The organism is Ensifer sp. VA4 (genome assembly GCF_055710065.1).
Genome location: NZ_JBVQPO010000033.1, coordinates 1 through 11,392, shown reverse-complemented (window position 1 = coordinate 11,392; position 11,392 = coordinate 1). Strand labels below are relative to the sequence as shown.

Here is an 11,392-nt window from a genome sequence, read left to right as displayed (position 1 = left end):
AAGGTCGATCTGGCGCTGAGCGTCGGCGGCGCATTGTTCGACGGTAGCGTCGATCTCGAACGACTGCGCCGTGCGGCGGCATCCGAGACGGTGATCGTTGCCGGCGAAGGAACCCAAAGCGTCGATTTCGTCCGGCTGCCTTCGGCCTGATATACTTGATTCCGCCGCGTGTGCCGGGGAAGAGATCTGCTCTTCGCTCGCAGCGGCTGAGAATGCAGAAATGCGTTCGCGCTGGCGTTGCACCATCGGCTGCGTTGCAATCGGCCGAGGCGCCTCATGACCTTGGCCATCTGCGCGTGATTTATTTTATTTCAATGGGTTAACGGTTTCTCTTGCTATTGTACGGATGTTCCATTTTTGCAACATAGCCGTGCGAAAGCTCGCGACGCTCGGGAACCACCCCAAAATTGGTGGCCGCGCTATATTACCTCTGTATTATCTATCGATGAATTTCGGCAGTTGTAACGCACGCTCGGATTAGCCAGCATGACGTACTGATTGCGAGGGGGATAATATTGAACGTCCGGAAAACTTTTAAGAGCGGGCTTTTTTCCATGCTGCTCACGTCCACCGTCTTTGCGGGTGGCGCGGCCGAAGCGATGACGTTGAAGGAAGCGCTTCAGATCGCGATGGAATCGAACCCGGAAATCGGGCAGTCGGTCGAAAACCGCGAGGCAATCGAGTTCGAGCTGCGGCAGGCGCGGGGTCTTTATCTTCCAAGCGTCGACTTCGAGGCTTCAACGGGTGTCCAGCATCTTGAAGACGAGAGCCGTCGATTGGGTTCCATCGAGAACGATCCGCTCTATCCGTCCGACGTCGGGCTGACGATTACGCAGAAGCTCTTCGATGGCGGTGGCCGTCGCGCCGAACTGGAGCGTCAGGCAGCGCGCGTTGACAGCGCCTCCTTCCGCGTCCTCGAACGCTCCGAGACGATCGGTCTGCAGATCGTCCGCGAGTATTTCGAATATATCCTCCAGCAGCAGATCGTTGCCGAAGCGCGCAAGAACGTCAGCGTCCACCAGTCGATCCTGTCGGATATCAGCTCGCTGATTTCAGGGGGCGCCCTGACCGACGCAGATCGCCAGCAGGCGAGTGAGCGCCTGTTGTCCGCGAAGGCCCGCCTTCAGGAAGCTGAAGAAGCGCTCGAAACCGTCAAGATCAGCTTCAACCGCCTGGTTGGCCAACCGCTCACGAAGCCGTCCATGCCGAAGTCGGTTGCCGGCGTTCTTCCGAAGACGCTGGAAACGGCAATCGGTATTGCCCGCGGCAACAACCCGCGCATCAAGGCCGCCGATTCCGACATCAGCGTTGCGGATTCGCAGGTCAAAGCCGCGCGCTCGAACATGCTTCCGGAAGTCTTCGCCGAGGGGCGCGTACGCACGGGCAACGATATCGACGGCTCGACCGGCAACACCTGGGACGCCCAGGCACGCATCGTCGCGAAGTGGAACCTCTATCGCGGTGGTATCGATATCGCCAACGAGCAGGAGCAGATGCGCCGCGCCAGCGAACAGCGGCTGGTCTTCCACCAGGCGCATCGCGAGGTCGAGGAGGCCGTTCGCATTTCCTGGGAACGCCGCACCAGCCAGTATGAAATCGCCCGCACTCTGAACGCTCAGGCTCAGATGAACGTACAGCTCGTCGAGTCCTATCGCGAACAGCTCAAGGTCGGACAGCGTTCGTTGCTCGACGTGCTTGGCGCCCAGAACTCGCGTTTCAACGTCAGCGTGCTCGCAAAGACTGCGCAGTACGCCGCCCTGTTTGCCGAGTACCGCCTGCTCGCGGCCACCGGCCAACTCTTGTCGACGATGCAGATCAAGGCGCCTGCCCAGGCCGAAGCCTATGCTCGCAACGAGTTCAATGTCCCGGAGACGCCGGCTACGGAGACCTATCGCCGTGTTCCGTCGCGCCAAACGAACGACTTGCCGCTCGATTTGTTGGCGCCGATTCGACAGAAATGATCGTCCTCGTCAGGGTGGACACCATCGGTGGTAGTGCAAGGCATTGACAGGCATGTGCAGACTGGCCCGTCTGTGACTGGCTTTTCCGAGGCGTTCAAGGAGATCTGTATCTTCTTGAACCGCCCCTCGTCGGACAGCGTGCTTTATTCGGATGTTCCTTTCGACGCACGCTTGCCGAGCGCTGAGGACGTCTCACGTATTGCAGAGCGCGTTGGCCTGGAAACGGAGCTCGTTTCCGCGCGCGCGATCGGCAATCGTGATTTCGTATATCCTCTGCTGCTCGTCTTTCGCGACGGCAGCGCCATCGCGCTTCTGGAAGAGGCGCCTGACGGTACACTGAGCCTTTCGAACAGAGCCGCCGCTCCGGGTGAAGCGGCGATGAAGCTGTCCGAGCTGCAGCTCGGAAGTCTCGCCTATGCGGTATCCTTCTCGGCCACTTATCTCAATACGGCGACGGGCCGTGGCGTTGGCGAGGCTCGCAACATCGACCGCCGGCATTGGCTGACAGCCACGGTCAAGCCTTTCTGGCAGGCCTATGTGCAAGTGGCGATCGCGGCCTTTTTCATCAACGTGTTGGCGCTTGCCGCGCCGCTCTTTACGATGAACGTCTACGATCGGATCCTGCCGAACAAGGCGATCGCGACGCTCTGGGTGCTGGCGCTTGGCATCAGTACCGCCATCCTGTTCGACTTCCTGCTGAAGACGGTTCGTGCGGCGCTGATCGACTTTGCCGGGCGGAAGGCCGATCTGAAGCTCTCCTACATGCTGTTCGAGAAGATCCTGCATGCGACGATGGCCTCTCGGCCGCCTTCTACCGGCGAATACGCCAACAGGGCGATGCAGTATGAATTCGTTCGCGAATTCTTCACGTCGAATACGCTGAGCACCCTGATCGACAGCCTTTTCGTCTTCGTTTTCATCGCGGCCGTCTATGCGGTCGCCGGCTGGATCGCACTCGTGCCGGCGGCCGCGTTCCTCTTGAGCCTCGTGATCGGCTATGTCGCGCAGTACAAGATCGGCAACCGTGTTGCTGCGGCGTCGAACGAATCTGCCCAGCGTCAGGCGCTGCTGGTTGAGACCATCAGCGCCATCGAGACGGTGAAGACTCTGCATTCGGAAAAGCAGCTTTTGCGCCGCTGGAACGAACTGGCCAAGCATTCTTCGAACACGGCCGAGCAGATCAAGGAAATCTCCTCCTGGGCTTCGCACGCCACACAGTTCGTTCAGCAATTGGTGACCGTCTGCATTGTCGTTGCCGGCGCCTACCAGTTTACCGAGGGCAAGATCTCCTCCGGCGCGATCATCGCGGCCAGCATGCTGGCCGGCCGCGCCGTCGCGCCGCTCGGACAGATCGCGATGACGCTGGCCCGGTTGCGTCAGGCGATTTTGTCGCTGCGCATCCTGAATGCGGTGATGGAGCAGCCGGAGGACCGGCCCGACACCATCGGCTTCGTCAACCGCGAGATCCGCAACGGCAGCATTACTTTCACCAATCTCGACTTCGCCTATCCCGGGACCGACTACAAAGTGGTCAGCGGTATGAACGTCACGATAAAGGCGGGTGAACGCGTTGGCATCATCGGCCGCATCGGTTCGGGCAAGACCACGATCGGCCGGCTTCTCGCCGGTCTCTACGCGCCCAGCGCTGGTCGTATCCTGCTCGATGGCGTCGATATCCGGCAGTTGCATCCTTCCGTGGTCCGCTCGGCGGTTTCCTTCGTGTCGCAGAACTCAGACCTGTTTTCCGGCACCATCAAGGAAAACCTGCTGATGGCGAACCCGATCGCCAGCGATGAAGAGGTGGTCGCGGCAGCACGGCTTGCTGGCGTCGACGATTTCGTCTCGCATCATCCGCGCGGCTATGACATGCCGGTGGGCGAGCGCGGTTCCCAGCTTTCCGGCGGGCAGCGCCAGGCAGTCGCCATCGCCCGGCTGTTGCTGCGCAAGCCGAAAGTCGTGTTCCTCGACGAGCCATCCGGGGCAATGGACCTCGCGAGCGAGCGCGAGTTGATCAACAAACTTTCCAACGTTTTCAGCAGCGATGTCACCCTTTTGATATCCACCCACCGTCACAGCATGCTGAGCCTCGTCGATCGCCTGCTTGTCCTCGACCGCGGTCGCCTGGTTGCCGACGGTCCGAAGGCTGCGGTCATCGAACAGTTGCAAAGACGGTCCGGCCCTGCCGGGCCGGTGGAGGGGGCAGGGCTATGATCGATGCTCTCGGCATGACGGTGACGCAATATCGGTCCGCAAGTGGCGGGAGGCGGCAGCATGACTGAGAAACCGCCGCTTGCCGCACGTGCGGGCCTGCTTGTCATCGGCTTGCTGATCAGCTGTTTCCTCGCCTGGGCGGCGATTGCCGAGGTCGACGAAATTGCCCGCGGCGAAGGCAAGGTCATTCCCGTCTCGAAGACACAGATCATCCAGTCGAGTGAGCCCGGCATCGTGCGCGAGATCGCCGTGCAGCCCGGCCAGGTCGTTCGCCGCGGCGACCTGATCCTGCGGCTCGACGATACGGCCAGCGGCTCCTCGCTTGGCGAGCTCGAGGCCAAGGCACGGTCACTGCGCGCGCAGGTCGCGCGGCTGGAACTCGAGGAGACCGGCGCCTACGACACAAAATACGATTGCCCCGAGGACATCGCCAAGGTCGCACCGGCGATCTGCGCCAACGAAGAACGACTGCTTCAGGCGAAAGCAGGCAACTTCAACAACAAGCTGTCGGTCATGCAGGCCCGAGAAGGACAGCGACAGAAGGAACTGGCGGAAGCGGAGGCCAACATCACCCGGCTCACCGAGAGCCTGCAGGTCACCGAGCGGGAGCAGGGGCTGCTTGAGCCGATGGCCAAGCGCAAGCTCGTCGCGCAGACGGAACTGCTGCGGGTCGAAAAGGAACTGACCGACACCCGCGGGCAGCTTGCCCTCTGGAAGGAGTCGGTCGGCAAGCTGGAGGCGGCGCTAAAGGAGGCGACCCTCCAGGTGACCGAACTCTCGCTGCAACTCAAGCAGGAAGCCCTGGCGGAAAAGACGGAGGCGCTCTCGCAGCTTTCGGTGATCGAGGAGACGATCCGCGGGGCGAGCAGCCGGGTTGCCAACACCGATATTCGTTCGCCGGTTGACGGCATCATCAACACGCTGGATGTCAACACGGTCGGTGCCTATGTGACGCCCGGCGCAGTGATCGGCGGCGTCGTGCCGACGTCGGAGACCCTGCTCGTCGAGGCGAGGCTTTCGCCGCGGGATGTCGCCTTCGTGCGCGCAGGCCAGCCTGCAGTGATCAAGATTTCGGCCTATGACTTCTCGATCTATGGCGGCCTCGGCGGGATCGTGGAAACCGTCAGCGCTGACAGCCTCGTCGACCAGAACAATGGCGAGACCTATTACCTCGTGCGCGTCAAAACCGACACGGCCGCACTCGTGAAGGACAGGCGCGAATATGCGATCATGCCCGGCATGATCGCATCGGTCGATATCATGACCGGCAAGAAGACCATCCTTGCCTATCTGATGAAGCCGATCAACAAGGCGCGTGAGGAAGCCCTGCGGGAGCGCTGATGAATGAACGAAACGCAGCCTCCACCGTCCGATGAGGACCTGAACGCGCTGCGGTTCCGCGTCGTCACCGTCGGCGGTCAGCGCCGCGGGATCAAGATCGAGGAGATCTACTGGCAGTGCCTTGGCGAGCTTGCCGCGCGGCAAGGGCGTCGGCTCGCCGATATTGTTGCGGCCTGCGAAAGAGAGCTCGAGGGCGAAGGGAACCTGACGGCCCGGCTGCGTTATGTCGCGACCCGCTACCTGCGTGATGAACTGAGGGCGGCCAAGGATCGCAGCAATCTCGCGGTCGTGGTGGGACAGGTCCGCGCCAGTCCGTCGCCGGCCTTCGCGCTCACCGGGAACAAGCAAATCATTGCCTACAACCCCGCATTCCTCTCCTTCGTCCAGTCCCGTGTCCTGCGGTCGCAGCAACCGCAACCGGCGCGCGGCCTGAGGCTTTCCTTCGACGTTCAGTTCGTCGATCTCGTCCGTCGCTTGAAGACGGCGCCCGGGGAGCCGCAGCCGGCCGGCTTTACCATCGGCGTGCAGGGGCAGGTGACGCGCGGCAAGCTCAATGCCGCGCTGGCGCCGCTTGCAGACCAGGACGTGATCATAGGCTTCATCCTGGCGTGAGAGCCCGGGAGTGGCCGTCAGGACTTGGTGAAAGTGTCGACGTTGGAGACAACGTTCAGCGAACCGCGATGCCTTCGCCGGGCATTGCGTCCGCGAGGGGCGCCGCAGACGCGACCTTGTCTCCGGTGGTTTTGATGCCGTGGATCCAGGAGCGGGCGGCACTGACCGAAAAGAGTGGCTGATAGCTCGGAAGCGCACGGTCGAGCTTCACTTCATCGCTCAGGTTGTCGAGGATGAAGTGACCCTGGCTCGTCGTGATGACGAGCACCGCGTGATAGAGGTTGCGCCGGACATCGCGAAGAACCACGATCGACATGGCCTCCGACGGCAGCCCGGCTGCCTTCAGGGCAGCCATCTTCAGGATGGCATAGTCTTCGCAGTCCCCCTTGCCGCGGACAAGAATTTCATCCGGCGTCGCCCAGTAGTCCTTGGAACCGTAGTTCTCAGCGTCCGGCTGATAGCGTACAATTCGGTTCACCGTGCGGTTGATGCCGCTGATCTTCTGGCGGAATGCGAGGCCGTTGGCGTTTTCGATCGCCTTGCCGAGGATGCCGCGGGCGACACACCCGCTCTCCTGTGCGCAGTGGTTGAAATCCGCAGCCACGACTGCCGGATAGACGCTCTTCCATTTGCGCGCCACCGGGATTGACGAGACGCGGAAGGCAACCGAATGGAATACGGCGGAGGGTTCGGTCGCCGCCGGCGCCTGTCCGCCAAGGCTCGGGAGAGCAGTCACCGCCGCTTTCTGCACGTGCTGGCTCTTCAGCGTATCGGCAGCTTGCTTCGACCAGGCGTTGATCGTCTCCGCGGCGACGGCGGCCAGAGGGCTTGCCATGCTCAGCATCTGCTGCAAGAGGCCGGGGTGGAGCATGCCGGATTGGCCCGCCTGAACGGACGACGTCGCAGACATCGACAACAGGCCGATCGCGAACACCGAAGTCTTCAGGTATTTTCCGCAGCGCTTCCAGCTCTTCTCGTTCATTGCCGTGTCTCTCGGTTTCGTGAGGACACTGTACGAACGAAAAGAAAAACGCCGGTAAAGCCGTATGTATTATTTAGTGTGCTTCGAAATAATACGTTTTACATAAAATTTTATTCAAATTTTATACTTGTGTATTCTTTTGATGCAGAGCGACCCGACTTCGCCTATGCGCCAACATCGCGATCGACGGCGGCATGTGGCAGCGGTTGCCGATCGCGACGGTTTGTTTTTAACGGCAGCCATATGGCTCTCAGCGACAAGCCTGCGCAGCAAATCAACGGACGAAATCTGGTGTCATGGAGCACGATTTCGGAGCACTTTATCGGGTCGCCGTCCGCCCGCGCGGGGGATGGTTACGACCCGATGACCAGAAATACTAAATTTGTACTAACGTCACCAATTTTGGGTATTGGCATAACATATTATGCTGTTTTCCGCGAATATCGCCCGGACCGATTGCGATCTAAAAAGCTTGGTGTTTTGGTGCTCGCAAAGGTCGAGGGGTATTTCTATGGCAACCGAAGGCACCGCATTTTCTAACGAAGCCGCCGCTACGCAGGCAGAGGCAATCGAGTTCCGCAACGCGCCGGATGGCAAGGGTGAGCGACTGGTGGCACAGGCTGCGACCGGAGCTGAGGGAGAACCCCAGCTCGTCGATCCTGCGACCGGCGCGCCGGTGACAGGCGCCGAGACCGCGCCCCAGACGCCACCCATGCCGGCGACGGTCACCGCCGATGCTTCGAACGTGGTGCACCTGCCCGCAGGCGCGTCGATCGAGAAAATCAAGGTCGTCGGTAGCGATATCGTTTTGGAACAGCCGGACGGCTCGACGATCACCATTCACAACGCCGCGTTGAAGGTTCCGACCTTCGTAATCGGCGACGCCGAAATTCCGCGCGAAACGCTGGTGGCAGTGCTCGGTGAAAACGGCATCAACGTTGCAGCCGGCCCGGACGGCAGCATCAGCGTCGTTTCGAACCAGAGCAGCGGCGGCGGCTTCTCCGATGCCAACGGCGACATCGGCCAGGCTGGCCCGGTCATCGATCTGCTGCCGCCGACGTCCCTGCAGTTTCCGGCGCTCGAGGCGACCGAGCTTCTTCCCTTCACGCTTGATGCCAATGAGAACCCGTCGATCATCCCGGACGGTGGCAGCAGTGATCCCAGCGGCATCTTCGTGAGTGACCGTGAGGTTGACGAAGCCGGCCTCGCCAGCGGATCGCGCGCCGGCGACGGCAGTGCTTCGGTCAACGGCGTCTTCGCGATTTCCGATCCGGATGGCCTCGGCGATATCGCCAGCCTGACGATCAACGGTCAGACTTTTGCAATTGGTAGTCTCGCCGGGCAATCGGTAGCAGGCCAGTTCGGCGTGCTGACCATCACCGCTTACGACGCGGTTACCGGCGTCGCGCAATATACTTATGAACTAACAAGCCCCGTTACTGGCTCCGGTCCCGGCACGAATGTCGAACAGGACCGGGACACCTTCAACTTGACAGTGACCGACGCCGACGGCGCCACTGGGACTGCGGCACTCCGCATCGACGTCGTCGACGACGTGCCGGTGATTGGCATCACGGATCCGGTGTCGTCGAACGTCGTCGAAGGTCAGACGCTGGCCGGCAACTGGACGCTTGCAGCCGGTGCTGACGGCGTCGGCACGGTGAACGTGACGGTCGGCAACACGACGCAGACGCTGACGCTTGCGGCCGGCGAGAAGGTGGTGTTCGCGCTGGCCGAGGGCACGCTGACGGTCAATGCCGACAGGAGCTGGTCGTTTGCTGCGGCCAACAACCTCAACAATGCCGGCGGCGTCAATGTCAGCTTCTCGCTGTCGGCCGCGGACGCCGACGGCGACACGACGAGCGACAGCCAGACGATCACGGTGACCGATGGCGCTGGCCCGACGGTCGATCCGCTGGCGGCTTCGGCCACGCTGACGCTCGACGACCAGAACCTTGCCGACGGCTCGACGCCGGCCGGCTCCGACACGAGCAGCGGCACGATCGGCTTTACTGCCGGTTCGGATGCGATCGCGACGATCGCCTTCAGCAACGATGTCAGCGGCCTGACCGGCGCACTGACCTGGGATCGCGTCTCCGACACGCAGATCGTCGGCCGCGCCGGCGGCGTTGCAATCGTGACGCTCGACCTGGTGCGCAGCGGCGACAGCGCGACGGTGACGGCGACGCTGAACGACAACTACGTCAGCCATCCCGGCATCGACGTCGACGACCTCGCAGACCTCGGCACGGTCAAGGTGATCGCCTCCGATACCGACGGCGACAAGGCCGAAGGCACGGTGAGCGTTTCGGTCTCGGACGATGTGCCGGTGATCGCCATCACGGATCCGGTGTCATCGAACGTGGTCGAAGGTCAGACGCTGGCCGGCAACTGGACGCTTGCGGCCGGTGCTGACGGTGTCGGCACGGTGAACGTGACGGTCGGCAACACGACGCAGATGCTGACGCTTGCGGCCGGCGAGAAGGTGGTGTTCGCGCTGGCCGAGGGCACGCTGACGGTCAATGCCGACAAGAGCTGGTCGTTTGCTGCGGCCAACAACCTCAACAATGCCGGCGGCGTCAATGTCAGCTTCTCGCTGTCGGCCGCAGACACTGACGGCGACACGACGAGCGACAGCCAGACGATCACGGTGACCGACGGCGCTGGCCCGACGGTCGATCCCGACTTCGCCTCGGCTGCCCTCAACCTCGACGACCAGAACCTTGCCGACGGCTCGACGCCGGCCGGCTCCGACACGAGCAGCGGCACGATCGGCTTCGTCGCCGGTTCGGATGCGATCGCGAAGATTGCCTTCGGCGACACCACCGGCCTGAGCGGCGCACTGACCTGGGATCGCGTCTCCGACACGCAGATCGTCGGCCGCGCCGGCGGCGTTGCAGTCGTGACGCTCGACCTGGTGCGCAGCGGCGACAGCGCGACGGTGACGGCGACGCTGAACGACAACTACGCCAGCCATCCCGGCATTGACGTCGACGACCTCGCAGACCTCGGCTCGGTCAAGGTGATCGCCTCCGATACCGACGGCGACAAGGCCGAAGGCACGGTGAACGTTTCGGTCTCGGACGACGTTCCGACGGTCGTGGCGGATCTGGACAGCATAGCAGCCGGCGATTACACGCCGGCGACGGGCAACGTGATCAGCGGCGCCGGCACGACGAATGCCGGTGCGGACACTGTCGGCGCGGACGGGGCGAGCGTGGTCGGCGTTGTCGCCGGCAACAGCGGTGCGTCGCTGGACGATGCGGCGACGGTGAGCACGCAGATCAACGGCCTGTTCGGCAAGCTGACGCTGAACGCGGATGGCAGCTACAGCTACGTGCGCAATCCGGGTTCGGCCGGCGGTGGCAGCGACGTGTTCACCTACACGGTGAAGGACGGCGACGGCGACCTGGCGCATACGACGCTGACGATCAGCCTCGGCGATGCGACACCGACGGTGTCGATCCCGGCGGCCGGCGGCGCGGACACGACGGTCTACGAGAAGGGCCTGCCGGTGCGCGGGCTCGAGTCGGCCGGTACGGGCGAGATGGCGGACGGCAATGCCGGCAACAACTCCGATGCCTCGGAGACGACGGGTGGCACGATCAACTTCACGTCGAAGGACGGCGTCTCGGCGATCACGCTGGGCGGCCATGCGCTGACGACGGTACCGCAGACCTTCAGCGATGCGACGGGCTCGCTGACGGCGCACTACAGCTATGACGCGGCGACCGGCATCGGCTCGATCGTCTATGCCTACACGCTGGCCGACAACACCTCGGGCGACAACACCTCGGCGAGCTTCGCGGTGGTGATCAGCGACGCCGACGGCGATGCCGCCCCGGCGGGCAACCTGGTGATCTCGATCGTCGACGATGCGCCGATTGCGGCCTTCGACACGGACAGCATAGCAGCCGGCGATTACACGCCGGCGACGGGCAACGTGATCAGCGGCGCCGGCACGACGAATGCCGGTGCGGACACTGTCGGCGCGGACGGGGCGAGCGTGGTCGGCGTTGTCGCCGGCAACAGCGGTGCGTCGCTGGACGATGCGGCGACGGTGAGCACGCAGATCAACGGCCTGTTCGGCAAGCTGACGCTGAACGCGGATGGCAGCTACAGCTACGTGCGCAATCCGGGTTCGGCCGGCGGTGGCAGCGACGTGTTCACCTACACGGTGAAGGACGGCGACGGCGACCTGGCGCATACGACGCTGACGATCAGCCTCGGCGATGCGACACCGACGGTGTCGATCCCGGCGGCCGGCGGCGCGGACACGACGGTC

The 11,392-nt window shown here is 62.8% G+C and carries 6 protein-coding genes; 5 read left to right on the top strand and 1 reads right to left on the bottom strand.

Going from position 1 to position 11,392, the window contains the following annotated elements:
• Positions 1 to 554 precede the first annotated feature (554 nt).
• Genes AC0C6X_RS29880 through AC0C6X_RS29865 form a run of 4 tightly spaced genes read left to right on the top strand, consistent with a single transcriptional unit; the run spans position 555 to position 6,125 of the window.
• Positions 555 to 1,961 (top strand): TolC family outer membrane protein, encoded by a 1,407-nt coding sequence (locus AC0C6X_RS29880; RefSeq protein WP_472956646.1) that lies wholly within the window; start codon positions 555 to 557, stop codon positions 1,959 to 1,961.
• 54 nt (positions 1,962 to 2,015) lie between these two features.
• Positions 2,016 to 4,172, top strand: a complete 2,157-nt coding sequence (locus tag AC0C6X_RS29875; protein ID WP_472956644.1) for a type I secretion system permease/ATPase — start codon at positions 2,016 to 2,018, stop codon at positions 4,170 to 4,172.
• 60 nt (positions 4,173 to 4,232) lie between these two features.
• The gene (locus tag AC0C6X_RS29870; RefSeq protein ID WP_472956642.1) at positions 4,233 to 5,513 is read left to right on the top strand and encodes an HlyD family type I secretion periplasmic adaptor subunit; all 1,281 of its coding nucleotides are present in this window, start codon (positions 4,233 to 4,235) and stop codon (positions 5,511 to 5,513) included.
• A gap of 3 nt (positions 5,514 to 5,516) precedes the next feature.
• On the top strand, positions 5,517 to 6,125 hold the full coding sequence (locus AC0C6X_RS29865) for a ribbon-helix-helix domain-containing protein (protein ID WP_472956640.1): 609 nt from the start codon (positions 5,517 to 5,519) through the stop codon (positions 6,123 to 6,125).
• Between the two features lie 55 nt (positions 6,126 to 6,180).
• On the opposite strand, the gene AC0C6X_RS29860 is transcribed toward AC0C6X_RS29865, so the two are convergent.
• Entirely contained in the window at positions 6,181 to 7,107 is a 927-nt protein-coding gene (locus AC0C6X_RS29860; RefSeq protein WP_472956638.1) for a transglutaminase-like cysteine peptidase, read from the bottom strand.
• 511 nt (positions 7,108 to 7,618) lie between these two features.
• On the opposite strand from AC0C6X_RS29860, the gene AC0C6X_RS29855 reads away from it, so the two are divergent.
• Positions 7,619 to 11,392, top strand: a 3,774-nt coding sequence (locus AC0C6X_RS29855) for a beta strand repeat-containing protein (protein ID WP_472956636.1), incomplete at its 3' end; no start/stop codon positions are given.

What these genes read in the sequence shown, in the direction of transcription:
- AC0C6X_RS29870 (WP_472956642.1), top strand. Translation starts at nt 4,233, where the DNA reads ATGACTGAGAAACCGCCGCTTGCCGCACGTGCGGGCCTGCTTGTCATC.
- AC0C6X_RS29880 (WP_472956646.1), top strand. Translation starts at nt 555, where the DNA reads ATGCTGCTCACGTCCACCGTCTTTGCGGGTGGCGCGGCCGAAGCGATG.
- AC0C6X_RS29860 (WP_472956638.1), bottom strand. Translation starts at nt 7,107, where the DNA reads ATGAACGAGAAGAGCTGGAAGCGCTGCGGAAAATACCTGAAGACTTCG.
- AC0C6X_RS29865 (WP_472956640.1), top strand. Translation starts at nt 5,517, where the DNA reads ATGAACGAAACGCAGCCTCCACCGTCCGATGAGGACCTGAACGCGCTG.